We start from the raw sequence: 24,908 nt of genomic DNA, 5'->3' as shown, positions 1-24,908 counted from the left end.
GAACTCAGCGGAAACGCGCGGCGTCGAAGTTCGCCGCCGACATCTGCTGACGCGCGTTGTCGCCCTGCTCCTGGTCACCCGAGGAGAACGCCGAGTCCATCCCGGACTGACCGCCCAGGATCGCCGACAGCGACGAGTTCAGATCCGACGCGATACGGTCCGCCCGCGCCTTGAACTGGTCGAACATCACACGACCCGAACCGTTGAACTTACCCTCCAACGGCTGCGCCGCCGCCACCAACTGCCGGACCAGACCACCCAGGTCGTCCGTCGAACCACGCGTATCACGCTGCAACGTCGACAGCGTCTGCGCGCCCATGTCGAACTTCATCGCGCTAACTCGCCTCCCCCGTATGGGCCATCGCGGCGACCGCTTCCGGTCGTCGTCAAGTCTCGTCAACAATCTCTATCAACACGACAGTTGCCTGTGCAATCGGGGTCCGGTTCAGTCACAGAAGCACCACACAATCATGACCGAACCATGGGTCGGTCAGTCCGTGCGTCAGCGGGCGGACGCGGCCGTCGGGCCCTCTCGGCAGATCAGCAGCAGGGCCCGGTCGTCGTTGACGTCCTTGGCCACGGCCTCGATGAGGTGCCAGGCGGCGCCGTGGAAGCCGCCGGCGACGTAGCGGTCGGCCTCGCCGGTGAGGCGGTCGATGCCCTCGACGATGTCGCGGTCGGCGGTCTCCACCAAGCCGTCGGTGAACAGCATCAGCACGTCACCCGGCCGTAGGGAGCCCTTCACCGGGTCGAACTGGGCACCGTCGTACACGCCGAGGAGCGGGCCCTCGGCCGCCTTCTCCTCCCAGCGGCCGGTGCCGGCGCTGAGCTGGAGGCCCGGCGGGTGGCCCGCGGAGTAGAGCTCGTAGTCGCCGGAATCCAGGTCGAGGACCAGGTGGATGGAGGTGGCGAAGCCCTCGTCCCAGTCCTGGCGCAGCAGATAGCCGTTGGCGGCGGGGAGGAAGGCGTGCGGCGGGAGGGAGCCCAGCAGACCGCCGAACGCGCCGGACAGGAGCAGGGCGCGGGAGCCCGCGTCCATGCCCTTGCCGGAGACGTCGGTGAGGACGACCTCGAGCGTGCGGCCGCCGTTGGTGCGGGCCGCCACCACGAAGTCGCCGGAGAAGGACTGGCCGCCCGCCGGGCGCAGTGCCATCTCGCGGTGCCAGCCGTCCGGGAGGCCGGGCAGCTTGCTCTGCACCCGGATGCGTTCGCGCAGGTCGAACAGCATGGTGCCGCCGCGCCGCCAGGGGACGCCGACCCGGCTGCGGAACTGGGCCAGCAGCAGTCCGAAGAAACCGCAGGCCGCGACCACGAGCACCACGCCCGGGGTGACCCGGGAGGGTCCTTCCGTGTACGGGCCGAGGCGCACCGACTCCACAATCAGCGCCGTGGCCGACGCCGCGTACAGGCCGAGCAGGCTCGCGGGGCGCAGCAGCAGGCCGCCCACGACGACCGGCATGACCAGGGCGGCCGGGGAGAACCACACCGGGTTCACGAGCGTCGCCGTCGCGATCAGCGGGATGGTCAGGAGCAGACCGGCCAGGGCGATCCAGTCCGAGCCGTCGCCGCGGAAGTAGTCCACGGCGGCTCGGCGCACGCCGACGCGGGCCCGGTGCCACTGCTTCTTCAACCGGGCCGTGAACGTCTCGGCTTCCGCGCGCCGCTCTCGTCCTGATGCCATTAGTTCGGGACCCTATCCATCGGACCAGCCCCTTGGCACGGGAGGTCCCACTTGTCCCCCGTCGGAGGGCCGACTTCACAGTGAACTTCACCGCGCGCCGCCGCGCCGCCGCCTGGGAGAAATTCCCTCGCTCGTCCCGCATCGCGCTGGTAGGCATGGCCCATGGCGACTGACGCGAGCGGCTCTTCGTCCGGCCTCCGGGTACTGGCGCGGGATGATTGGGACAAGTGGTACGACACCCTGCTCCGGGGCTTCGGTGGGGTGCCGGAGGCCGCCGAGGAGCGGGAGTTGTGGAACTCGCTGACCGAGTTCGACCGTTCCCTCGGTGTCTGGGACGGCGACGAGTGCGTGGGGACGGCCGGGGCGTTCAGCTTCCGGGTCACCGTGCCCGGCGGCGCGTCGGTGCCGGCCGCGGGCGTCACCATGGTCAGCGTGGCCGCCACGCACCGGCGGCGCGGGGTGCTGACGTCGATGATGCGGCGGCAGTTGGACGACGTCCGGGCCCTGGGTGAGCCGCTGGCGGTGCTGACGGCGTCGGAGCCGGCGATCTACGGCCGGTTCGGGTACGGCGCCGCCACGTTCCAGGTGAACGCCGAGATCGACACGAGCCGGGTGCGGCTGTCGGTGCCGCCCGGCGCCGACGACGTACGCGTGCGGTACGCGGTTCCGGCCGATGTCCTCGACGCGTGCGAGGCCGTGTGTGCGCGGCTGGTTCCGCGGCGGCCCGGGATGCTGGCCCGGCTGCCCGGCTGGGAGCGGCTCGGGCTGCTCGATCCGGAGAGCGCGCGGGACGGGGCGTCGCCGCTGCAGTGTGTGGTCGCCGAGCGGGACGGCGAGACGGTGGGGTACGCGCGCTACCGCGTCAAGCCGGTCTGGGAGACCGCCGGGCCCAACGGTTCGGTGGTCCTTCAGGACTCGGCCGCGCTGGATCCCGCGGCGGACGCGGCGCTCTGGCGGTTCCTGTTCGACATCGACCTGACGTCGACGCTGGTGGTGCGGGGGCGGCCGGTGGACGACGCGTGGCAGTACCTGGTGTCCGACCCGCGGCGGTGCCGGCCTTGGGTGCGGGACTCGTTGTACGTCCGGCCGGTGGAGGTGGGGGCCGCGCTGGAGTCGCGGACGTACCAGGCGCCGGTGGATGTGGTGTTCGAGGTGGAGGACGCGTTCTGCCCCTGGAACGCGGGGCGTTGGCGGCTCAGCGGTGACGTGAAGGGGGCGTCCTGCGAGCGGACGTCGGACGCGGCGGATCTCGCGCTGTCGGTGCGGGAGTTGGGTGCGGCGTATCTCGGGGGTGTGTCGCTGGCCGCGTTGGGGGCGGCGGGGCGGGTGCGGGAGCTGCGGCGGGGGGCGTTGGCGGAGGCCTCGACGGCGTTCGGCAGCGGCGTGGCGCCGTGGTTGCAGCACGGTTTCTGAGGCCGGGGGCGGTTCAGGGCGCTTGACGCCGGGGCGCTTGGCGTCGGGGCGCTTGACGCCGGGGCGCTTGGCGTCGGGGCGCTTGGCGTCGGGGGCGGTTTTACGCCGGGGGTTCCGGGTGCTTGGCGGCGGGGCGTGGGGCGGTCAGGGGCGCTGGCAGGTCGGGCACCAGAAGAGGTTGCGGGCGGCGAGATCGGCGGTGCGGATCTCGCCGCCGCAGATGTGGCAGGGCTGGTTGGCCCTGCGGTAGACGTACACCTCGCCGCCGTGGTCGTCCACGCGGGGCGGGCGGCCCATCGCCTCCGGGGTGTGTTCCGGGCGGACGGTGTCGATGCGGTTGTTGCGGACGCCCTCGCGCATGAGGTCGACCAGGTCGGTCCAGATCGCGTGCCACTCGGTGGGGGTGATGTCCCTGCCGGGGCGGTACGGGTCGATGCGGTGCCGGAAGAGGACCTCCGCGCGGTAGACGTTTCCGACGCCGGCGATGACCTTCTGGTCCATGAGGAGGGCGGCGATCGTCGTACGGCTGCGGGTGATGCGGCGGTACGCGGTGTCCGGGTCGGCGTCGTCGCGGAGGGGGTCGGGGCCGAGGCGGTCGTGTATCGCCTGCTTCTCCGGGGGCGTGATGAGGGCGCAGGTGGTGGGGCCGCGGAGGTCGACGTACGTGGTGTCGTTGGCCAGGCGGAGGCGGACGGTGTCGGTGGGGGGCGGCTCGGGGGCCGGGCCGAAGGTGACCTTGCCGAAGAGGCCGAGGTGGATGTGGATCCAGTCGTTTGCGCGGAAGCCGAGGAAGAGGTGTTTGCCGTGGGCTTCCGTGTGGGTGAGTTCCGTGCCGGTGAGGAGGGTGGCGGCGGGGGTGAACTTGCCCTGGGGGCTGGTGGCCCGGGGAGTGGTGCCGAGGAAGGCGGTGGCGTAGTCCTGGGCGAGGCGGTGGATGGTGTGGCCTTCCGGCACGGTGCTCCCTGTTGTCGTTACGGCTTTGCCCACCCACCCGCCCAACACGGTCGGTTCCAGGGCTGAACCCGCCCGGGGCTCCGCCCCGGACCCCGGGGGCCTCGCCCACCCACCCGCCCAACACGGTCGGACAAGGGGCCGGACCCACGCGGGGCTCCGCCCCGCACCCCGGCGGGGACTGCGTCCCCTGCACCCCTCTCGGGGCCGGTGTCCCACACCCGGATCGGATGGGACTGCGGGCCCTGCGCCCTGCCCGAGTCGCCCCCCCCCCGCACCGGACAGGGACTGCGGGCCCTGCACCCCTCCCGACTCGCGTGCCCCGCGCCCGTACAGGGATAGCAACCCTGCGGCCCTCCCAAGTCGCGGCCCCTCGCCCGGACAAGGGCTGGGGGCCCTGCCCCGCTCCCGAGTCGTGCTCCGCGTCTGGATCGGGTGTGGCCCCTCTCGGCGGTCGGACCGCCAGGCGGCGGTGGTTCCCCAGTCGCTCGGGTTCTACTGCTGCGGGTGGTGCGGCGGGATCGGGGGGAGGTCGCCCGTCGTTTCGTACGCTGCGAGCATGTCGATCCGGCGGATGTGACGTTCGTCACCGGAGAACGGGGTGTTGAGGAACACCTCGACGAACTTCGTCGCCTCGTCCTGTGTGTGCATGCGCGCGCCCACGGCGACGACGTTGGCGTTGTTGTGCTGGCGGCCGAGCGCCGCCGTCTCCTCGCTCCAGGCGAGGGCCGCGCGGACGCCCTTGACCTTGTTCGCCGCGATCTGCTCGCCGTTGCCGGAGCCGCCGATGACGATGCCGAGGGCGTCGGGGTCCGCGGCCGTCCGCTCCGCGGCACGGAGGCAGAAGGGCGGGTAGTCGTCCTGGGCGTCGTAGATGTGGGGGCCGCAGTCGACGGGATCGTGACCCGCCTCCTTCAGCCACTCGACGAGGTGGTTCTTCAGTTCGTAGCCCGCATGGTCCGAGCCGAGGTACACGCGCATGGGATGAGTGTGACACGGGTGTTTCGGGGAAGGCGCGCGGGGTGGCGCTCATGAAAACGTGAGGCGAATGTGAGCCGCATTACGGAAGCTCAGGAAAACCTCAAGTAACAATCTGGATTCAAAGGTTCTCCTATACATTCGCCTCCGATTCACTGGACCGGCTCGTACACCGCTCGTACGAGCTCCCGTACCCCGTGATGCCGCGACACACCCCGTTCGTACGGCGCGTGCGGTTCCGTACGGAAGTACAGCCCCCGGCGCAAAGGAAATCCGTTCCATGACCTCGCAGCCGACGATGAAGAACACCGAGAACGATCGCGAAGGCCCCGGAGAACCCGGGGCGCACGGCTCCGGGCTGCAGGCCGGGCTCAAGAACCGACATCTGTCCATGATCGCCATCGGCGGTGTCATCGGGGCGGGCCTGTTCGTCGGGTCCAGCTCCGGCATCGCCACCGCCGGTCCCGGCATCCTGCTGTCGTACGCCCTCGTCGGCACGCTCGTGGTGCTGGTGATGCGGATGCTCGGCGAGATGTCGGCGGCCAACCCGACCTCCGGATCGTTCTCCGCGCACGCCGACCGGGCGCTCGGGCCCTGGGCCGGTTTCTCCATCGGCTGGCTGTACTGGTTCTTCTGGGTGGTCGTGCTGGCGGTGGAGGCGACCGCCGGAGCCGTGATCCTGGAGGGGTGGATACCCGCCGTGCCCCAGTGGGGCTGGGCGCTCATCGTGATGGTGGTGCTGACCGCCACCAACCTGGTCTCCGTCGGCTCCTACGGCGAGTTCGAGTTCTGGTTCGCCGGGATCAAGGTCGTCGCCATCGCCGCGTTCATCGTCATCGGCGGGCTCGCCGTCTTCGGGCTGCTGCCGGGCGTGGACAGTGAGCAGGCCGGGCTGAGCAACCTCACCGAGCACGGCGGCTTCCTGCCCAACGGGGCCGGGGCGATCCTCACCGGTGTGCTGCTCGTCGTCTTCTCCTTCATGGGCAGCGAGATCGCCACCCTCGCGGCCGGCGAGTCGGAGAACCCGCGGCAGGCCGTCACCAAGGCCACCAACAGCATCATCTGGCGAGTCGCCGTCTTCTACCTCGGCTCGATCTTCGTCGTGGTGGCCCTGCTGCCGTGGGACAGCAAGTCCATCACCAAGGACGGCTCCTACGTCGCCGCGCTCGACTCCCTCGGCATCCCGCACGCCGGGCAGATCATGAACTTCATCGTGCTGACCTCGGTGCTGTCCTGCCTCAACTCCGGTCTCTACACCGCCTCCCGCATGGCCTTCTCGCTCGGCCAGCGCGGGGACGCGCCGAAGTCCTTCGCCCGCACGACCTCCAACGGCGTGCCGCGCACGGCGATCCTCGCGTCCGTGGCGTTCGGCTTCGTCGCCGTGTTCTTCAACTACAAGTTCCCGGACTCCGTCTTCCTGTTCCTGGTGAACTCCAGTGGCGCGGTCGCCCTGTTCGTGTGGCTGGTGATCTGCTTCTCCCAGCTGCGCATGCGGAAGATCATCAAGGCGGAGGCGCCGGAGAAGCTCGTCGTGAAGATGTGGCTGTACCCGTATCTGACCTGGGCCACGGCCGCGTTGATCGTGTTCATCCTCGGTTACATGCTGACCGACACCGAGCACGACGGACGCTCCACCATCCTGCTGTCGCTGCTCGTCGCGGCGGTGGTGCTCGTCATCGCCTTCGTGAAGGAGAAGGTGCGCGGGGGGCGGCGGGCCGCCGCCGACGCCGACGCCGTCGAGACCCGGGACGAGGTCTCGACCGGCTGAGCCTTCGAGTGCTCGCCGTTCCCGGTGAACGGTGGGCACGGGTGGGCCTGCGGCGCGTGTTGCCCTCGGGGCGCGCGCCGCAGGCCCTTTCCGTTGCCCTACAGCACCGTGAAGCTGTCCTTGACCTTGTCGTAGGTGCGCAGGGCCTGTGTTTCGATGCCGGAGTCGTACCAGGTGTTGACCTGGTACGACTTGCCCTTCACGTTGAAGCCGAGCAGGCGGGCGTGCCAGTGGACGCCCTCCAGCGTGAAGGTGTACTCCCAGACCACCGCCGGGTGCCCGCGGAACGTCGTCTCCTCCAGGCGGACCTTGCGGTAGTCCTGGCCCTGGTGGGCGTTGCGCTCCGAGGTCTGCCAGGTCTCCAGCAGGTCGCCGCGGGCGAGGGAGGACTTGCCGACCAGTTCCTGCGTGCCGTCCGGGGAGGTGTAGTGCACCTCCGCGCCCGTCTTCACGTCCCGCCGCCAGCCGTCGGGGGTGGTCCAGGCGAAGCCGCCCGCCTCTCGGTGGGTGCCGGGCGGCAGGGTCTGCGGCCTGGCAGTGCCCTCGACGGTGGGTGAGGGGGTGGGGGACGCGGATGCCGAGGAGCCGGCGCGGGTGTCGTTGCCGCCCGGCGAGCCGGATGACGTCGCCAGCAGGATCCCTACGACGGCACCGGCGGTCGCGACGGTGGCCGCCACGGCGGCGAGTACGTTGCGGCGGTGGCGACGGGCTCCGGAGCGGGGCCGGAGCGTGGTGGGGCCGGGGAGTTCGCCCGGGGGCACGGGGGCGGGTTCCGGTGTCGGCGTGGAGCGGGGGCGGCGTTCGGTCTCCGTCCGCGCGCGGGTGAGGGAGACGGGGCTGCTCGTGCCGGGGTGAGTGGTGGTGGGGGCACTGCTTCCGGCCGGGCGGGTGTGCGCGGTGGCTTTCGCGTGTGCGGTGAGGGGTGTGGGGCCGCCCGGGTGTCGGCGGGGTGTCGGCTCCGGGACCGGCGCGGGTCGGCGGGGGTCCGGTGGGGCGGAGGGTCGCGAGTCCTGCGGTGGCGTGGTCGGGGGTGCTGCGGCCTGCTGGGCGGGCCCTTCGCGCAGGGGGTGTTGGTCGGGTTGGTCGGGTTGGTCGGGTACGGCTCGGCTGCCGCGTACGCTCTCGGGCCGGGGCTCGGGATTCGGGCCCGGAACAGGCTCCGGCTCCAGTCCCGGCTCCGGCTCCGGCTCCAGTCCCGGCTCCGGCTCCATCTCCGGTCCCAACTCCGGCTCGAGCCCCGGCTCCACCTGCCGTCCCCACTCCGGCTCCGGTACGAGCTGGGACTCCTGTACAGGCCCCGCCTCCGGCGTCCCCACCACCACCGTGGGCGTCGGTGACGGGAACGCCACCGGTTCCAGGGCCGTTTCCAGGTCCTCCAGGGTCGGGCGGGTCGACGGGTCCTTCTCCAGCAGGGCCGTGAGGATGTCGCGCAAGGGGCCCGCCGCGGCAGGCAGGTCGGGCTCCTCGTAGAGGACCGCGTGCAGGGTCGCCAGTGTGGTGTCGCGGGAGAAGGGGGAGCGGCCGCCCAGGGCCGCGCAGAGCGTCGCGCCGAGGGACCAGACGTCGGACGGCGGGCCCTGCGGCCGGCCGGAGATGCGCTCGGGGGCCATGTAGTCGGGCGAGCCGACCAGCATCCCGACCATCGTCAGCGCCTTGGCGTCCTGGATCGCGGCGATGCCGAAGTCCGTGAGGACGATCCGCCGCCCCCTGCCGGAGCCCCTGCCGTCCCGTCCGGACGCGGCCGGCCCGGACGCGGCCGGCCCCTGCGCGTCCTCCACCAGGACGTTCCCGGGCTTGATGTCCCGGTGCAGGACGCCCCGCGCGTGGACCTGCCGCAGCGCCGCGACGAGACCGAGCCCGACCCGGGCCGTCTCGCAGGGGCCGAGGGGCCCCTCCTCCGCGAGGATCCGCTCCAGGGAACGGCCCGCGACCAACTCCATGACGATCCACAGGCGTTCGCCCTCGTCGACCACGTCGTAGACCCGTACGACGTTGGGGTGGTCGATCCGGGCCGTGGCCCTGGCCTCGCGCAGGGTGCGTTCGCGGCGCGTCCTGCTGTCCTCGGCGTCATGGCCGTCGATCCGCATTTCCTTGACGGCGACCTGCCGGTCGAGTATTTCGTCGGCGGCTCGCCACACCCGCCCCATTCCCCCCTGGCCGATACTCTCGACCAAGCGATAGCGCCCCGTCACCAATATCCCTGGAACACCGCCGCCGTTCGCATTCCCCGGCAATTCGCTGCACCCCCTCCACGACGCCGCGACCGCCTCCAGTGAAACACAACGGTCACACTTCGCGCCGCACCAGGATAGTGCGGCGAAATCTTGTGGTACCTCTTTCAGTGCTGCGAATTCAGGCGCAGCCCAGGGGGACGGCAAGGGGGGCGAACATGAGTTCTCGTCGTACGACGGGGGTCGCGGGATCGCTGGTCGTGGCATCTTTCTCGGCGGTGGTGCTGCTGTCCGGCACCGCCGCCGCGGAAGACGAAGGCCCGGCGAGCGGCAAGGGAGGAAAGGCCGTTGACGAGGCGCCGGCGGGAGTGCGGCTGACGACGTTGCTGCCGGAGAAGATCTCGGTCGACAACGGTTCCGAAAAGACGGCGATTACCGCCACGGTGAAGAACGAGGGAAGCAAGGACAGCGGGAAGATCAGGCTTTGGGTCGTCGGTTTCGACGGGCTCACGGTCAAGAACGTCCAGGGCTGTTCGCCGATACCCGAGAACAATCTTCCGGAGGGTTCGAACAGCGGTTTCACCTGTCCGATCGACAATCTCGCGGCCGGTGCGTCGAATTCGTACGCGGTCGACGCGACGTACGACCTGCAGAAGGCCGGGAAGATCTGTCTGCCCGTCCAGACGGGCGACGGGAAGAAGACGTTCTGGCAGCAGGGCCCGGTGCCGTTCGGCACCACGAACCCGTCGCCGAACGCTCCCGCCACTCCCCTGCTGCTCGGCACCGACAACAAGCCGGCGGGTCCGGGCGGCAAGGAGCTGCCGAAGACCGGTCCGGCCCGTGATGTGCTGCCGCTGGGCGCGGTCGGCGCGTCGCTGCTCGCGGCGGGCGCGGCCGGACTGTGGTGGTCGCAGCGGCGGCGGCCGGCTCCGCAGGAGGGCTGAACGCGCGAGAGGCCCGCCGGGGAGGGATCCCGGCGGGCCTCTCGTCGAGAACCCGGGCGGCTAGCGCTTGTTGACGAACTTCCAGGCCGACGGCAGTACGCCCATCGCCAGCGCCGCCTTCAGCGCGTCGCCGATCAGGAACGGCGTGAGGCCGGCCGCGATCGCGGCGGTGGCGGACATGCCGGTGGCGAGCGCCAGGTAGGGCACGCCGATCGCGTAGATGATCGCCTCGCCCACGAGCATCGTGCCGGCCATGCGCCACACCGAGCGGTCGGCGCCGCGGCGGGCCAGGGCGCCCACGACGGTCGAGGCGAGGATCATGCCGAGGATGTAGCCGAAGGAGGGGGCGACGCCGGAGGAGGCGCCCGCGAACCACGGCACACCGGCGATGCCCGCCAGCGCGTACAGCGCCAGCGCGAGGAAGCCGCGGCCGGCGCCGAGGGACGTGCCGACGAGCAGCGCGGCGAAGGTCTGGCCGGTCACCGGCACCGGGGAGCCCGGCACGGGGACCGAGATCTGGGCGGCGAGGCCGGTGAGGGCGGCACCGCCGAGCACGAGGGCCACGTCCCTCACACGGGAGGCGGGGAGCAGGTCGGCGAGGACCTGTCCGGTGCGTACGGGAGTGGCGGCAGCGGTGCTCATGGGGACTCCGCGAGGGTGAGGGCCGGTCGGGACACGGTGACGCTATCCCAGCGCGCTCGCCCGGTTCACCGTCAGCGCTCGACAAAGGCGCGAACACCCCCTTGGTCGGCTCCGGACAAAGAGTGGGGGTTACACCGAGTACGGCGTGACGCCGGTCACGGAGGCAGGGAGGCTTCGCTCACGCCGTGGGCGGGCAGGCGGACTGTAGGGTTTCGCCAAATGCCTCCAGGCGGGGTGCCGCACGGCGTCCGCGCCGGGTGCCCACCCTCCGTCCCCGGGGCCTCACGGGCTGCGCTCCGCGCGTCCGCATGCTGGACAGCCGTCCCTCCCGGGCGCGGGGACCGCCGAGACTGGCGGCGTTTTTGCCCTCTCACGCCTCTCACGCATTGGACGAGCCGCGCCCATGCCCAGCAGCACCACCCAAGAGACGCCGACCGGCTCGGACGGCGTCTCCCTGTCCCACGGCCTGAAGCAGCGTCACCTGTCGATGATCGCCCTCGGCGGAGTGATCGGCGCCGGTCTGTTCGTCGGCTCCGGCGCGGGGATCGCCGCGGCCGGTCCGTCGATCGTGGTCGCCTACGCCCTCTCCGGTCTCCTCGTGATGCTGGTGATGCGCATGCTCGGCGAGATGTCGGCCGCGTATCCGTCGTCGGGCTCGTTCTCGGCGCACGCGGAGCGCGCGATCGGCCCCTGGGCCGGGTTCACCGCCGGCTGGGCCTTCTGGGTGCTGCTCTGCACGGCCGTCGGCCTGGAGGGCATCGGTGCCGCGAAGATCATGAGCGGCTGGCTGCCGGGCACGCCGGAGTGGGCGTGGGTGGCGCTGTTCATGGTCGTGTTCTGCGGCACGAACCTCGCGGCGGTGAAGAACTTCGGCGAGTTCGAGTTCTGGTTCGCGGCCCTGAAGGTCGGCGCGATCACCCTGTTCCTGGCGCTCGGTGTCCTGGCGATCCTCGGCGTCCTGCCGGGCACGGACTCGCCGGGCGCGAGCCACCTCACGGACTTCCTGCCGAACGGCGGCGAGGGCCTGGTCATCGGTCTGCTCGCGTCGGTCTTCGCCTACGGCGGCCTGGAGACGGTCACCATCGCGGCGGCCGAGTCGGAGAACCCGGTGCGGGGCGTGGCGAGCGCGGTCCGTACGGCGATGTGGCGCATCGCGCTGTTCTACGTCGGCTCGATGGCGGTCATCGTCACGCTGGTGCCGTGGGACTCGAAGGAGGTCGTCGAGAAGGGCCCGTACGTCGCCGCCCTGGACGAGCTCGGCATCCCGGGTGCCGGCCAGCTGATGAACGTGGTCGTGCTGGTGGCCCTGCTGTCCGCGATGAACGCCAACATCTACGGCGCCTCGCGCATCGCCTACTCGCTGGTGGAGCGCGGCCAGGGCCCGAAGGGGCTGGGCCGGGTCTCGGGCGGGGTGCCGCGGATCGCCGTCCTGGCGTCCTCCGTCTTCGGGTTCCTGTGCGTGCTGCTGAGCTACTGGCGGCCGAACGACGTCTTCCCCTGGCTGCTGAACATGATCGGCGCGGTGATCCTGGTCGTCTGGATCTTCATCGCCGTGTCGCAGCTTAGGCTGCGGCGCCGGCTGGAGCGCGAGGAGCCCGGGAAGCTGGTCGTGCGGATGTGGGCGTTCCCGTGGCTGACGTGGGTGGCGCTGGCCGGCATGGCCGCCGTGTTCGTCCTGATGGCCCGGGAGCCGGACACGCGGGTGCAGTTGTACTCGACGGGCGGGATGACGCTGGCTCTGGCGGCGGTCGGTTTCGCCTGGCAGAAGGCGCGCGCCCGGCAGTAGGACTCCGATGTGTGAAAGGCCCCCGCGAGACACGCGGGGGCCTTTTCGCGTTCCCCGGGCACCCGTCTCCGCTTTCTTGCTGCTAGCGTGCAGTTGCAATACAGTTGCAATAAGAGGTTCGGAGGGGAACCCGCCCATGCCCGTCTACACGCTGCCCGAGCTGCCGTACGACTACTCCGCGCTCGCCCCCGTGATCAGCCCGGAGATCATCGAGCTGCACCACGACAAGCACCACGCGGCCTATGTGAAAGGCGCCAACGACACGCTGGAGCAGCTCGCGGAGGCGCGGGACAAGGAGTCGTGGGGGTCGATCAACGGGCTGGAGAAGAACCTGGCCTTCCACCTCTCCGGGCACATCCTGCACAGCATCTACTGGCAGAACATGACCGGCCCGAAGGACGGCGGCGGGGAGCCGCTGGCGCAGGACGGCGTGGGCGAGCTGGCCGACGCGATCACCGAGTCCTTCGGCTCCTTCGCCCACTTCAAGGCGCAGCTGTCCAAGGCCGCCGCGACCACGCAGGGTTCGGGCTGGGGCGTGCTCGCCTACGAGCCGCTGAGCGGCCGTCTGATCGTGGAGCAGGTCTACGACCACCAGGGCAACGTGGGCCAGGCCGCCACCCCGATCCTGGTCTTCGACGCCTGGGAGCACGCCTTCTACCTGCAGTACCGCAACCAGAAGGTGGACTTCATCGAGGCGATGTGGCAGGTCGTCAACTGGCAGGACGTCGCCCGGCGGTACGAGGCCGCCAAGTCCCGGGCGGACGTGCTGCTGCTCGCCCCCTGAGGCCCTGAGGCCTCCCGTGAAGCGTCCTGCCTCGTGATCGTCTTCTCACCCTTCACGTACGGCAGGCGGAAAGAAGGAAACCCCCGCGAGTGGGGGTCCCCCTGCTCGAAGAGCTTGGGGGAGTGACTCGCGGGGGTTTCCCGTGCGCGGGGGCGGTCAGGGCTTGCGGCCCAGCCCTCCGTGCTGGCCGATCGGTTCCGTCGGGCCGCCCGGCTCGGGGTGCCACAGCGGGACCGAGACCACGCCGGGCTCCACCAGTTCCAGGCCTTCGAAGAACGCCTCGATCTGCTCCACCGGCCGCAGGAAGTACGGCACGGCGCCCGTCTCGTTGTAGGCGTCCTGCGCCTGCTCGTAGGCCGGGTCGGTGCCGCGGGAGCCCTCGTTGAGGGAGAGGTAGCTTCCGGACGGCAGGCCGGCCATCAGGCGGCGGACCAGGTCACGGGCCTGCTCGTAGTCGGCCACGTGGCCCAGGATGCCGCTGAGGATCAGGGCGGTGGGGCGACTGAGGTCGAGGGTCTTCCCGGCGGCCGCGAGGATCTCCTCGGGCTCGTACAGGCTGATGGGCTCGTACGCCGTCGCGCCCTCCGGGGTGGAGGTGAGCAGGGCGCGGGCGTGGGCGAGGACCAGCGGGTCGTTGTCGACGTAGACGATCCGCGACTCGGGGGCGAGCCGCTGGGCGACCTCGTGGGTGTTGTCGACGGTGGGCAGGCCCGTGCCGACGTCGAGGAACTGCCGTACGCCCGCCTCCTGCACGAGGTGGCGGATGCTGCGGCCGAGGAAGGCGCGGCTGCTGCGGGCAATGGTGACGATGCCGGGGAAGACGGCGGTGTAGGCGTCACCGGCCGCCTCGTCCACCGGGTAGTTGTCCTTGCCGCCCAGCCAGTAGTTCCAGATCCGGGCCGAGTGCGGCACCGACGTGTCGATCTGCGTCATGGGCCCATAGTGCTACGGCAGGTCCGGGTCGCACGGCACATTGAGTGAGAGGAGTGCGGCGGAACCGTCGGATTTCATGCGCAGTTCGCTGATCGCCGCGTTCCGCAACCGTGGGAGCACTCTGCGGTACTCCCGGGTCGGGATCGACAGCAGGGTGCACAGCACCAGGCGCAGCAGGGTGTTGTGGGCGACGACCAGGACGCGCCCGCCGGGGTGGGCGGCGGCGATGTCGCGCAGCGCGCGGACGCCCCGGGACGCTGCCGCCGTCGGGTCCTCGGCGCCGGGGAAGGAGTGCGCCACCGGGTCGGCCCGGTAGGCCGCGGCCCACTCCGGGTCCTCCGTCGCGAACTCGGCGAGCGTGCGGCCCTCGACCACGCCGAAGTCGCATTCGCGCAGGCCCGGTTCGCGCTGCGGGGTGAGGCCCAGGGCGCGGCAGGCGGGCTCGGCGGTGGCGACGGCCCGGGACAGCGGGGACGTCCAGATCGCGTCGACGGGGTGGGCGGCGGCCCACCGTCCGAGGGCCTCGGCCTGGGCGCGGCCGGTGTCGGTGAGGGCGATGTCGCTGACCCCGGCGTAGCGGTTCTCGGCGTGCCAGACGGTCTGTCCGTGGCGGGCCAGCAGCAGGGTGGTGGTCATGACTCCCCAGTGTCCAGGTGCAGGCGGGTCCGGGCGTGGTCGGCGACCGGGGCGGGCAGCCAGCCGCGTTCCCCGAGGGCGTCGAGGAGGAGGGCGTACGGCTCGGCGAAGGCCGCCGTGCGGTCGGGGCGGGGTTCGACGACGGTCCGGACGCGGACCATGCGCTCGGCGACGTCCGCCAGCGCCTCGGCGCCCGACACCCCGTAGGCGGCCAGCGCGGCCATCCCCAGCGCGGGTTCGGTCTGTTCGGGGACGCGGGCCGGGCGGCCGAGGATGTCGGCGCGCAGCTGGTTCCAGTAGGGGCTGCGCGCGCCGCCGCCCGTGAAGGTGAGGGGGCCGCCGAGGGGTGCGCCGAGGTGGTGGAGGTAGTCCAGGCACAGGCGTTCCGCGAAGCCGACGCCCTGGAGCAGTGCGGCCCACCGGTCGGCGTCGTCCGCGGGGTCGCCGAGGAGCAGGGGCGTGGCCTCCGGGGCCCGGAACGGGAACCGCTCCCCCGGTGAGACCAGGGGGTAGGCGACCGCGCCCGACGGCTCGAAGGCCCGGGCCCGCTCGTCCATCGCTGCGGGGTCGGCGTCCGGGAAGTGCGCCGCGAGCGCCCCCGCCCCGACGCTGGAGGCTCCGCCGGGCAGCCACGTGCCGTCGGGGGCGCGGTGGTTGTAGACGACGCCGGTGGGATCCCGGACCGGATCGCGGGCCGCTCCCTTCAGCACGAGCGTGGTGCCGAGCACCGAGTTCCAGGAGCCGGGGCGCAGCGCGCCCGAGGCGATCTGGGCCGCGCAGCCGTCGGTCATCCCGGCCAGCACCGGCGTGCCGGCGGGAATGCCGGTGGCGTCGGCGGCGGCCGGGCCGACCTCGCCCAGGCGGGTGCCCGGGCGTACGACGTCGGGCAACAGGCCGTCGGGGACGCCCAGTCGGGCCAGGGCGGCCTCCGGCCAGGTGTCGTGGTCCTGGTCGTAGCCCGTCTTGAGGGCGTGGCTGGAGTCGGCGGGGGGCGGTGCGCCGATGAGGCGGGTGACGACGAGGTCGGGCTGGTGGGCGAGCCGGAGGCCGGGGCCGTACTCCGCCAGCAGCCACAGCGCCTTCGGCAGCGCCCAGGTGTCCTGGACCGCGAGCCCGGCTTCCCGCGCCCGGGCCGCCTCCGCCTTCGCGCGCCCGTCGTCGTACATCAGGGCGGGGCTCACGGGGCGGCCCGAGCCGTCCGTCAGCAGCACCGTGCCGGAGGTGCCGCACACCGCGAGTCCGCCGACCGGCGTACCGGGGGGCGCGGAGCCGAGGGCGGTCCGGGACGCCGTGCACAGCGCCCGCCACCACCGCACCGGGTCCTGCTCGTGCCGCACTCCCTCGCGCCGCCCGGACAGCGGGGCCGAGCCGCTGCCGAGGACCGTGCCGTCGGCGGTGACGAACAGCGCGCGGACGCTCTGCGTGCCCAGGTCGATCCCCAGCCAGCCCGCACCCTCGTCCGCGCCGTTGTTCACCATCCGGAACCTCCCACGCCGTCGCAGCCGGATCTGTGAACTTCTCACTGTGCCCCGATATTTTCCCGTGCGCGAGGGATTGACGCCCAACTTCAGCCGTTCCACCCTCTGTTAACGAGTCGACTCGACGTGTTAACCAGGCTCCACGCGGAGGTACGGATGGACACGCACGTGCACGACCGCCGGCGCTTCCTCGCCCTCGCCGCCGGGGCCGCAGCCGCTCCGCTGCTCACGGCCTGCGGTGCCGGTTTCGGCGGGAACGACAGCAAGGGCGACGGGTCCGCCGCCGACGACATCACCGGCTCCTTCGACTGGAAGCGGGAGAAGGGCACGACCGTCAAGGCGCTGCTCAACAAGCACCCGTACACGGACGCCCTCATCGCCGACCTGAAGTCCTTCACCGCGCGGACCGGCATCAAGGTCGAGTACGACGTGTTCCCCGAGGACAACTACTTCGACAAGCTCACCGTCGACCTGTCCAGCGGGCGTGCCTCCTACGACGTCTTCATGCTCGGCGCGTACATGGTGTGGCAGTACGGGCCGCCGGGCTGGCTGGAGGACCTGGGGCCCTGGATGCGCAACTCCGCGGCGACGGGCGCCGAGTGGGACCAGGCGGACTTCTTCCCGAACCTCCTCCAGGCCGACCAGTGGTCCCTGAAGGCAGGCGCGCCGCTGGGCCAGGGCGGGCAGTACGCGCTGCCCTGGGGCTGGGAGACCAACGTCGTCGCCTACAACACCGAGGTGTTCGGCAAGCTCGGCCTGAAACCGGCCGAGTCCTTCGACGAGCTGACCGAACTGGCCGCCACCATCAGGCGGAAGGCGCCGGGCGCGGGCTTCGACGGCATGTACGGGATCGCCGTACGCGGCTCGCGGAGCTGGGCCACCATCCACCCGGGCTTCATGACGATGTACGCCCGCAACGGCCTGAAGGACTTCACGGTCGACGGCGGGAAGCTCACGCCCGCGATGAACAGCCCCGAGGCCGTCGCCTTCACCGAGGACTGGGCGCGCATGGTCAAGCGGGGCGGGCCGCCGTCCTGGACCTCGTACACCTGGTACCAGTGCTCCAGCGACCTCGGCGCGAAGAAGGCCGGGATGCTGTTCGACGCCGACACCGCCGCCTACTTCCAGGCGGTGAAGGGAGCGAGCCCCGCCTCCGGGAAGATCGCCTTCCACCCCGGCCCCAAGGGACCGGACGGCTCCCTCGCCACCAACATGTGGATCTGGTCGCTCGGCATGAACGCCAAGAGCAAGAAGAAGAGCGCCAGTTGGCTGTTCCTGCAGTGGGCGACCGGCAAGGAGCACCTGCGGAAGAGCGCGATCACGCACAACCACATCGACCCGGTGCGCAAGTCCGTCGCCGAGGACGCCGCCTACAAGGACAAGATGCGGCACCTGCCGGGCTTCCTGGAGACCTTCGAGACGGTCGTCGACCAGACGAAGATCCAGTTCACCCCGCAGGCGCAGTTCTTCGACGCGACGACCAGCTGGGCGGCGGCCCTCCAGGAGATCTACGGCGGCAAGGGCGCGCGGTCGGTGCTGGACGGGCTGGCGGACGACCTCGCCGGCAAGGTGGGCTAGCGATGCGGCTCGCGCTGCGCCCGTACCTCCTGATCGTCCCGGCCCTACTGCTGACCTGCGGGATCCTGTACCCCTTCGGGCTCGGGCTGTACTACACGCTGTTCGACTTCTCGGCAAGCAAACCGCAGCCGGACATGGTGCGGTTCGAGAACTACACGACCGTCTTCACCCAGGAGGCGTTCTGGAACTCGGCGTGGGTGACCGTGCTGTACGCGGTCGGGGCCGCGCTCGCGGAGACCGTGCTCGGCGTGGCCGTCGCCCTGCTGCTGCACCGCTCGACGCTCGTCGGCCGGGTCCTGGAGAAGATCCTGATCCTGCCGCTGATGATCGCGCCGGTGATCGCGGCGATCATCTGGAAGCTGATGCTCCAGCCGTCGGTGGGGGTTGTGAACTACCTGCTCAGGCCGTTCGGGCTGGGCGGGGTGCAGTGGACCGACACCCCGACGGGTGCCCTGCTGTCGTCGATCGCCGTGGATGTGTGGGTGTACACGCCGTTCGTGGCGATCCTCGCCCTGGCCGGTCTGCGGTCGCTGCCCGCCTCCCCGTTCGAGGCGGCGGCCGTGGACGGCGCGGGGTGGTGGTACACCTTCCGCCGACTGACCCTGCCGATGCTGTGGCCGTACGTGCTGGTCGCGGTGATCTTCCGGTTCATGGACTCGCTGAAGGTGTTCGACATCATCTACGCCCTCACCGAGGGCGGGCCGGGCGACTCGACCGTCGTGCTCCAGATCCGGGCGTACCTGGAGGCCATCCGCTTCCAGCGGTACTCCTTCGGGATCTCCTACACGATCGTGCTGTGGGCCGTGGTGTACCTGGCCGCGATGGTGCTGGTGAAGCACCTGGGGAAGATCCAGCGGAAGGCCGCGGAGGTGACCACATGAGGAAACACCTGGTGGGGTGGCTGTGCGACGCCGCTCTCGTCCTCTACTTCCTCTTCGCGCTGTTCCCGATCGCCTGGATGGTGATCCTGTCGCTGAAGCCGGCGGACCAGCTGTTCTCCACCTACTTCTCCTTCTCCCCCACCCTCGACGGCTACCGGACGGTCCTCGGCGACAGCGAGGGCATCCCGTTCGTGCGGTTCTTCGTCAACAGCCTGGTGGTGTCGGTGGGGGCGGTCGTGCTGTCGCTGGTGGTGGGCCTGCCGGCGGCGTACGCCTCGGCCCGGTGGCGGTTCAAGGGCTCGGAGAACCTGATGTTCACGCTGCTGTCGTTCCGCTTCGCACCCGAACTGACCGTGATCATCCCGCTGTTCGTGCTGTACCAGAAGCTCGGGCTGTTCGACACGTACGTCGGCATGGTGTGGGTGCTGCAACTGGTGACGCTGCCGCTGATCGTGTGGATCATGCGGTCCTACTTCGCGGACCTCACCCCCGAGCTGGAGCAGGCGGCCCTGCTGGACGGCTACACCCGTAAGCAGGCCTTCTTCAAGGTGGCCCTGCCGCTGGTCAAGCCGGGCATCGCGGCCGTGTCCCTGCTGGCGTTCATCTTCGCCTGGAACAACTTCGTCTTCCCGCTGATCCTCACCTCCAACGAGGCCCAGACGGTGACCGTGGGCGCCCTGTCCTTCCTCGGCGGGGACCGGCCCAAGTACAACCTCACGGCCGCCGCCGCGCTGGTGTCCGTCGTCCCGCCGCTGCTGCTGGCGCTGACGATCCAGCGGTACCTGGTGCGGGGCCTGTCCTTCGGGGCGGTGAAGTCATGATCCGGCTCAGCGGGATACGGAAGACGTACGGGAAGACCGTCGCCCTCGACGAACTCGAACTGGAGGTGCGCGAGGGCGAGTTCTTCTGCCTGCTCGGGCCGTCCGGCGCGGGCAAGACCACCACCCTGAAGACCGTCGCCGGACTCGAACAGCCCGACTCGGGCACGGTCGCGCTCGGCGGCGAGGACATGCGGGGCGTCGAGCCGTACGACCGGGGCGTGGCGATGTGCTTCGAGAGCTACGCCCTCTACCCGCACCGCTCGGCCTACGACAACCTCGCGTCGCCGCTGCGCTCGCCCCGGCACCGGCTGCCCGCCGCCGAGGCCCGGCAGCGCATCGGCGCGATCGCCGAGCTGCTGGGGATCTCCGGGCTGCTGGACCGGCCCGTGGGCCAGCTGTCCAACGGGCAGCGGCAGCGCGTCGCCCTCGGCCGGGTGCTGGTGCGGCCCGCCCGGGCCTTCCTGCTCGACGAGCCGCTGTCCCACCTCGACGCCAAGCTCCGCCAGCAGATGCGGGCCGAACTGAAGGCCATCGGGGCCGTGCAGCACACCACCACGCTGTACGTCACCCACGACTCGGTGGAGGCGCTGGCGCTCGGCGACCGGATCGGGGTGATCAGGGAGGGGCGGATCGTGCAGACGGGCACGCGGGAGGAGATCTGGTACCGGCCGCACGACACGGAGGTCGCGCGGGCCTTCGGCCGGCCCCGGATCAACCTGCTGCCGGGGGTGGTGACCGAGCGCGGGGTGCGGTCGGAGGGCGGGGTCGAACTGCCGGTCCGCGCGCCGGTCGCGCCGGGCACGGACGTCCTCGTCGGCCTGCGTCCCCGGGACATCGCCCTGCACGGCGGAGACGGACACGAGCTGACCGGGACCGTGTACGTCACCGAGGTGCTCGGCCGGTCCGTCGAGGTCACCGTCCGCCTCGGGACCGGGGAGCAGCGGGTGTCGCTCGTGGCGCCCCGGGCCGACGCGGCGCGCCTTCGTCCGGACGATCCGGTACGGCTCGTGGTCCGGCCTGAGAACCTGCTGCTGTTCGAGGCCGACCGGCCGGAACGACCGGGACGACGGATAGAGACACAGCCATGAGCAGCAGCAGTGGTGGACAGCAGGGGCCCGCGGCGCGGCAGGCCGCCATGGCCGAGCGGGTGCTGGCCGACGGTTCGGCGACGGCGGCGGAGCTGGCCGAGCGGTTCGGGGTGAGCCTGATGACCATCCACCGGGACCTGGACGAGCTCGAACGGCAGGGCATCGTACGGAAGTTCCGGGGCGGGGTGACCGCGCAGCCGTCGGGGGTCTTCGAGTCGAACGTGCAGTACCGGCTGAAGACCATGCGGGCCGAGAAGGCCGCGGTCGCCGAGCGGGCGCTGCGGATGGTGGAACCCGGCATGGCGATCCTGCTGGACGACTCCACGTCGACCCTGGAGATAGCCAGGCGGCTGCGCACCGGCGAGGTGACACCGCTGACGGTCGTCACCAACTTCCTGGAGGCGATCAACCTGCTCGCCGACCAGAGGGGCATCCACCTGATGGCCCTCGGCGGCGACTACGACCCGCTGCACTCCTCGTTCCTCGGGGTGTCCTGCGTGGAGGCGGTCGAGCAGCTGCGGGTGGACGTGTGCTTCGCGTCGACGTCGGCCGTGCACGGGGGTTACGCCTACCACCAGGAACAGCACATCGTGTCCGTGAAGCGGGCGATGCTCGACGCGGCGGCACGGAACGTCCTGCTGATCGACCACACCAAGCTCGGCCGGGTCGCCCTGCACCGGGTCGTCCCGCTGTCCCGCTTCGACACGGTCCTCGTGGACGACGGGGCGTCGGCGGAGGCACTGCGGGACCTGGACGAGCACAAGGTCCGTTACGAGGTTTGCGCGACGAAGGGCAGCCATGACGGGTACGGGACTGGAGCTACGTGAGCTGCGGAAGACCTACCGGTCGCGTGGGCGGCCTTCCGTGGACGCCGTCCGGGGGATCGATCTGACCTTGCGGTCCGGGGAACTGCTCGGGCTGCTCGGCCCCTCCGGGTGCGGCAAGTCGACCACCTTGCGCATGATCGCCGGGCTGGAGTCCGTCACCGGCGGGGACATCCTGGTCGGCGGGGCGTCGGTCGTCGAACGGCCCGCGCAGCAGCGGAACATCGGGGTGGCGTTCGAGAACTACGCGCTGTATCCGCCGCTGTCGGTCGCGGAGAACCTGGCGTTCGGGCTGAAGGCCCGGCGGGGGGCCGCCCGCGGTTCCAGCGGTGACATCGAGCGCAAGGTGAAGGACATCGCCGAACGGGTCGGCCTGACCGACCTCCTCGACGCCCGCCCGGCCGGGCTGTCCAGCGGTCAGAAGCAACGCGTCTCCCTGGCTCGGGCCCTGATCCGGGAGCCGGACGTCCTGCTCCTGGACGAGCCGCTGTCCCACCTGGACGCGGCCCAGCGCGACACCACCCGCCGTGAACTCAAGCGCATCCAGAAGGACCTCGGCCACACCACGATCCTGGTCACCCACGACCAGGAGGAGGCCCTCTCCCTCGCCGACCGGATCGCCGTGATGAAGGACGGTGTCATCCAGCAGCTCGGCACGCCCTACGAGATCTACGACAGCCCGGCCAACGTCTTCGTCGCGGACTTCGTCGGCGAGCCCGCGATCACGCTGCTGCCCGGCATCGCCGACGGCGACGGTCACGCCCGTCTCTCCGACGCGGTGCGGATCGCGCTGCCCGTGCCGGTGGAGCGGGGCCGTGAGGTGGTGGTCGGCATCCGCCCGGAGGACGTCCGGCTCACCGCCGAGGGCGGGCTGCCCGCCCGGGTCGTCGCCCACGAACCCCTGCTGGAGTCGGGGCTGGCGACCCTCGCCCTGGACGGGGTCGAACGGCATCTGGTCGTCCTCACCGACCCCGAGGTCCGGCTCGCCCACGACGACCGGGTCCGGGTCGCCGCGGACCCCGAACACACCCATGTCTTCGACGCCGAGACAGGAGACTCCCTGCGATGACCTCCGAGAACAGCGTGCGTGTGGTGGCCGCCGGTGACCACTTCGTCCTGCCGTCGCTCATCACGCGGGCGGTGCGGCACGAGGTGGAGCGGGCCGAGGTGACGGAACTGGAACTCGGCTGGCCGCTGGAGCCGTTCGGGCCGGTCGCCGAGGTGCAGGAGGCCAGTGACGCCGAGGACCGGATGATCGAGGTGCTGGCCGGGGCGGAGGTGCTGGTCACGCAGATGGGGCCGGTCACCGAGAAGGTGCTGGCCGCCTGCCCCGACCTGAAGCTGGTCGTGGTGTGCCGGGGCGGGCCCGTGAACGTCAACCTGGACGCGGCCAAGCAGCGGGACGTGCGGGTGTGCTTCGCGCCCGGCCGCAACGCGGCCGCCACCGCCGAGTTCACCCTCGGCCTGATGCTGGCCGCGCTGCGCCGCATCCCCCAGGCCCACGAGCCGCTCGCCCGGCACGGCAGCTGGGAGGGCGCGACGTACTACACGTACGAGCGGAGCGGCTACGAGCTGGAGGACCTGCCCGTCGGGCTGGTCGGGTACGGGGCCGTCGGCAGCCGGGTCGCGCGCGTGCTGTGCGCCTTCGGCGCGCGGGTGATGGTCTACGACCCCTATGTGCACGGCGAGATCCACGGCCTGCGCGTCACGTCCCTCGACGAACTCCTGCGCGGCTCCCAGGTGATCACCCTGCACGCCCGTCTCACCCCCGAGACCCGGGGTCTGATCGGCGCCCGGGAGCTGGCGCTGCTGCCGCGGGGCGCGGTGGTGGTGAACGTGGCCCGGGGCCCGCTGCTGGACGAGACCGCGCTGTGCGACGCCCTGGAGAGCGGTCAGGTCTCGGCCGCGGCCCTCGACACCTACGAGCAGGAGCCGCTGCCGGAGGAGTCACGGCTGCGGGGATTCGCCGAACGCGTCGTGCTCACGCCTCACTTGGGCGGTGCGTCCCGCGCGGTCGCCGAGAAGGCGGCACGGATCGCCGCCGAAGAGGTGGGCCGCTGGGTGCGGGGAGAGCCGCTCGCGCACTGTCTGACCTGAGGACCCGGAGGAGAGCCGCATGTACGTCGGTATCGATGTGGGCACGTCCATGGTCAAGGCGGCGGCCTTCGACGACACGGGCCGGCAACTGGCCGTGGAATCACGCCCGGTGGGTCTGTCGCTGCACGGCGGGTTCGTCGAGCAGGACATGGAGGAGGTCTACGGGGCGGTCGTCGGGGTGCTCGACGCGCTGACCTCCGCCGTGGCGGAACCGGTGGAGCTCGCGGGCCTCACCGGGCAGGGCGACGGCGTGTGGCTGGTGGACGGCAAGGGCCGGCCGGTGCGCCCCGCCGCCTCCTGGATGGACGGCCGGGCGCACGAACTGGTCGACCGGTGGCTGGCGGACGGCACCTTCGAGACGGTGTTCCGGCGGACCGGCAGCGCGATGTTCCCGGGCTGCCCGGGTCCGCTGCTGGCCTGGCTGGACAGCCGCGAACCGCAGGCGCTGGACGCCGCGAAGGCCGCCCTGTACTGCAAGGACGTGGTATTCCACCGGCTGACGGGAGCGGGTCCGACGACGGATGTGTCGGACGCGTCGATGCCGTTCCTGGACCCGCGGACACGGACGTACGACAACCGGGTCGTCGAGCTGCTGGGCCTCACCCACCGCCGAGGGCTGCTCGCCCCGGTCAGCGACCCGGTCGCGACGGCCGAGGCTCGTGGCGAGGGTCTGCCGTCCGGCACCCGGATCGCCAACGGCCCCTACGATCTGCCGGCCTGCGCGCTGGGCGCCGGGGTGACGTCCCCGGGCGACGGTCTGCTGATCGTCGGCACCTGTCTGGCCAGCCTGGTCGCCACGACCGAGCTGGACCTGACCGGTGAGCCGGCGGGCCTGTACATCTCCACCGACCGGCACGGGTACTGGCTGCGCGCCATGCCCGCGATGGTCGGCACGGCCGCGCTGGACTGGGTGCTGTCCACGACGGGCGTGCGGCACGACGAGGTGGACGGCCTGCTGGCCGGGACCCCGCCGGGCGCGAACGGCGTCCGTGTCCTGCCGTACTTCGCGCCCTCCGGCGAACGCGCCCCTTTCGTCGAGCCCCGGCTGCGGGCCGAACTCACCGGCGTCTCCCTGGAGTCGACCCGGGGCGATCTGGTCCGCGCCACCTGCGAGGGCATCGGGTACGCCGCCCGGCACTGCCTGGAGGCGGCGGGGCTGACCGGGGACCTGGCGGTGTGCGGCGGCGGCACCCGCAGCCCCGCCTGGATGCGGCTGCTGGCCGACGTGCTCGGGCGGCCCCTGCGGGTCGTCGAGGGCGAGGTGGGCGCGCGGGGAGCGGTGCTGGCGGCGGCCGAACGGTACGGGATCGGGCTGGACGCGAAGGCGTGGACGGAGCCGACCGCGGTCGTCGAACCGGACCCGGGCCGGGCCGCGTTCTACACGCGGGGCTACGAGGAGCACCTGACCCGGCTGACGCAGGCGCGGGCCCGGGCCCGCGCTTGAACCCGTCATC

Annotated in this window: 22 protein-coding genes; 13 read left to right on the top strand and 9 right to left on the bottom strand. The window is 71.5% G+C overall.

Going from position 1 to position 24,908, the window contains the following annotated elements:
• Positions 1–4: 4 nt before the first annotated feature.
• Both ACSUPV_RS26910 and ACSUPV_RS26905 read right to left on the bottom strand, forming a co-directional pair.
• A complete protein-coding gene (locus ACSUPV_RS26910) occupies positions 5–331 on the bottom strand; it encodes a hypothetical protein (protein ID WP_010046599.1) in 327 nt (108 codons plus the stop codon).
• Between the two features lie 171 nt (positions 332–502).
• Entirely contained in the window at positions 503–1,681 is a 1,179-nt protein-coding gene (locus tag ACSUPV_RS26905; protein ID WP_031120744.1) for a PP2C family protein-serine/threonine phosphatase, read from the bottom strand.
• A gap of 162 nt (positions 1,682–1,843) precedes the next feature.
• On the opposite strand from ACSUPV_RS26905, the gene ACSUPV_RS26900 reads away from it, so the two are divergent.
• Positions 1,844–3,094 (top strand): GNAT family N-acetyltransferase, encoded by a 1,251-nt coding sequence (locus tag ACSUPV_RS26900; protein WP_436948728.1) that lies wholly within the window; start codon positions 1,844–1,846, stop codon positions 3,092–3,094.
• A 144-nt stretch (positions 3,095–3,238) separates the two neighbouring features.
• Here ACSUPV_RS26900 and ACSUPV_RS26895 read toward each other — a convergent pair whose 3' ends face one another.
• Entirely contained in the window at positions 3,239–4,048 is an 810-nt protein-coding gene (locus ACSUPV_RS26895; RefSeq protein ID WP_037769681.1) for an Fpg/Nei family DNA glycosylase, read from the bottom strand.
• Between the two features lie 492 nt (positions 4,049–4,540).
• Complete coding sequence (locus ACSUPV_RS26890; RefSeq protein ID WP_031120747.1) at positions 4,541–5,026, bottom strand: ribose-5-phosphate isomerase; 486 nt, start codon at positions 5,024–5,026, stop codon at positions 4,541–4,543.
• Between the two features lie 277 nt (positions 5,027–5,303).
• Here ACSUPV_RS26890 and ACSUPV_RS26885 point away from each other — a divergent pair, with 277 nt between their 5' ends.
• The gene (locus ACSUPV_RS26885; RefSeq protein ID WP_037769684.1) at positions 5,304–6,791 is read left to right on the top strand and encodes an amino acid permease; all 1,488 of its coding nucleotides are present in this window, start codon (positions 5,304–5,306) and stop codon (positions 6,789–6,791) included.
• A gap of 98 nt (positions 6,792–6,889) precedes the next feature.
• Here ACSUPV_RS26885 and ACSUPV_RS26880 read toward each other — a convergent pair whose 3' ends face one another.
• Positions 6,890–8,938, bottom strand: coding sequence for a protein kinase domain-containing protein (locus tag ACSUPV_RS26880; protein WP_436949947.1), 2,049 nt, complete (start codon positions 8,936–8,938; stop codon positions 6,890–6,892).
• 242 nt (positions 8,939–9,180) lie between these two features.
• Between ACSUPV_RS26880 and ACSUPV_RS26875 the strand changes: the two genes are divergently transcribed.
• Positions 9,181–9,906 carry an LPXTG cell wall anchor domain-containing protein gene (locus ACSUPV_RS26875; protein WP_037867771.1) on the top strand — a complete coding sequence of 242 codons (726 nt, stop codon included), beginning with the start codon at positions 9,181–9,183 and terminating at the stop codon, positions 9,904–9,906.
• A 60-nt stretch (positions 9,907–9,966) separates the two neighbouring features.
• Here ACSUPV_RS26875 and ACSUPV_RS26870 read toward each other — a convergent pair whose 3' ends face one another.
• Positions 9,967–10,548 (bottom strand): biotin transporter BioY, encoded by a 582-nt coding sequence (locus ACSUPV_RS26870; protein WP_031120753.1) that lies wholly within the window; start codon positions 10,546–10,548, stop codon positions 9,967–9,969.
• 403 nt (positions 10,549–10,951) lie between these two features.
• Here ACSUPV_RS26870 and ACSUPV_RS26865 point away from each other — a divergent pair, with 403 nt between their 5' ends.
• Positions 10,952–12,334 carry an amino acid permease gene (locus ACSUPV_RS26865; protein ID WP_382617332.1) on the top strand — a complete coding sequence of 461 codons (1,383 nt, stop codon included), beginning with the start codon at positions 10,952–10,954 and terminating at the stop codon, positions 12,332–12,334.
• 136 nt (positions 12,335–12,470) lie between these two features.
• Positions 12,471–13,118, top strand: coding sequence for a superoxide dismutase (locus tag ACSUPV_RS26860; RefSeq protein ID WP_031120756.1), 648 nt, complete (start codon positions 12,471–12,473; stop codon positions 13,116–13,118).
• A gap of 156 nt (positions 13,119–13,274) precedes the next feature.
• Here ACSUPV_RS26860 and ACSUPV_RS26855 read toward each other — a convergent pair whose 3' ends face one another.
• The 3 genes from ACSUPV_RS26855 to ACSUPV_RS26845 are packed head-to-tail and all read right to left on the bottom strand — an operon-like array spanning position 13,275 to position 16,165.
• A complete protein-coding gene (locus ACSUPV_RS26855; RefSeq protein WP_031120757.1) occupies positions 13,275–14,051 on the bottom strand; it encodes an SAM-dependent methyltransferase in 777 nt (258 codons plus the stop codon).
• A gap of 12 nt (positions 14,052–14,063) precedes the next feature.
• Positions 14,064–14,687 carry a histidine phosphatase family protein gene (locus ACSUPV_RS26850; protein WP_031120758.1) on the bottom strand — a complete coding sequence of 208 codons (624 nt, stop codon included), beginning with the start codon at positions 14,685–14,687 and terminating at the stop codon, positions 14,064–14,066.
• The gene (locus ACSUPV_RS26845; protein ID WP_382617334.1) at positions 14,684–16,165 is read right to left on the bottom strand and encodes an FGGY-family carbohydrate kinase; all 1,482 of its coding nucleotides are present in this window, start codon (positions 16,163–16,165) and stop codon (positions 14,684–14,686) included. The genes ACSUPV_RS26850 and ACSUPV_RS26845 overlap by 4 nt, the downstream gene beginning before the upstream one ends.
• Positions 16,166–16,321: 156 nt before the next feature.
• Between ACSUPV_RS26845 and ACSUPV_RS26840 the strand changes: the two genes are divergently transcribed.
• From ACSUPV_RS26840 to ACSUPV_RS26805, 8 genes are read left to right on the top strand one after another with little or no spacing between them, the layout of a single operon-like run.
• The gene (locus ACSUPV_RS26840) at positions 16,322–17,743 is read left to right on the top strand and encodes an ABC transporter substrate-binding protein (protein WP_436948727.1); all 1,422 of its coding nucleotides are present in this window, start codon (positions 16,322–16,324) and stop codon (positions 17,741–17,743) included.
• 2 nt (positions 17,744–17,745) lie between these two features.
• Positions 17,746–18,624, top strand: a complete 879-nt coding sequence (locus ACSUPV_RS26835) for a carbohydrate ABC transporter permease (protein ID WP_031120761.1) — start codon at positions 17,746–17,748, stop codon at positions 18,622–18,624.
• Positions 18,621–19,445 (top strand): carbohydrate ABC transporter permease, encoded by an 825-nt coding sequence (locus tag ACSUPV_RS26830; protein WP_031120762.1) that lies wholly within the window; start codon positions 18,621–18,623, stop codon positions 19,443–19,445. The genes ACSUPV_RS26835 and ACSUPV_RS26830 overlap by 4 nt, the downstream gene beginning before the upstream one ends.
• Positions 19,442–20,533, top strand: coding sequence for an ABC transporter ATP-binding protein (locus ACSUPV_RS26825; RefSeq protein ID WP_436948726.1), 1,092 nt, complete (start codon positions 19,442–19,444; stop codon positions 20,531–20,533). The genes ACSUPV_RS26830 and ACSUPV_RS26825 overlap by 4 nt, the downstream gene beginning before the upstream one ends.
• Positions 20,530–21,360 carry a DeoR/GlpR family DNA-binding transcription regulator gene (locus tag ACSUPV_RS26820; protein ID WP_037769709.1) on the top strand — a complete coding sequence of 277 codons (831 nt, stop codon included), beginning with the start codon at positions 20,530–20,532 and terminating at the stop codon, positions 21,358–21,360. The genes ACSUPV_RS26825 and ACSUPV_RS26820 overlap by 4 nt, the downstream gene beginning before the upstream one ends.
• A complete protein-coding gene (locus ACSUPV_RS26815) occupies positions 21,332–22,426 on the top strand; it encodes an ABC transporter ATP-binding protein (protein WP_031120766.1) in 1,095 nt (364 codons plus the stop codon). Before ACSUPV_RS26820 ends, ACSUPV_RS26815 begins: the two co-directional genes overlap by 29 nt.
• A complete protein-coding gene (locus ACSUPV_RS26810) occupies positions 22,423–23,454 on the top strand; it encodes a 2-hydroxyacid dehydrogenase (protein ID WP_031120767.1) in 1,032 nt (343 codons plus the stop codon). The genes ACSUPV_RS26815 and ACSUPV_RS26810 overlap by 4 nt, the downstream gene beginning before the upstream one ends.
• Before the next feature lie 19 nt (positions 23,455–23,473).
• On the top strand, positions 23,474–24,898 hold the full coding sequence (locus ACSUPV_RS26805) for an FGGY family carbohydrate kinase (protein ID WP_436948723.1): 1,425 nt from the start codon (positions 23,474–23,476) through the stop codon (positions 24,896–24,898).
• Positions 24,899–24,908 lie beyond the last annotated feature (10 nt).

Origin of the sequence: Streptomyces sp. SudanB52_2052, from assembly GCF_964272415.1 — a bacterium.
GTDB lineage: Bacteria > Actinomycetota > Actinomycetes > Streptomycetales > Streptomycetaceae > Streptomyces > Streptomyces olindensis.
Note: the sequence above shows the minus strand (reverse complement) of the source record. Positions and strands in the feature narration are given on the sequence as shown.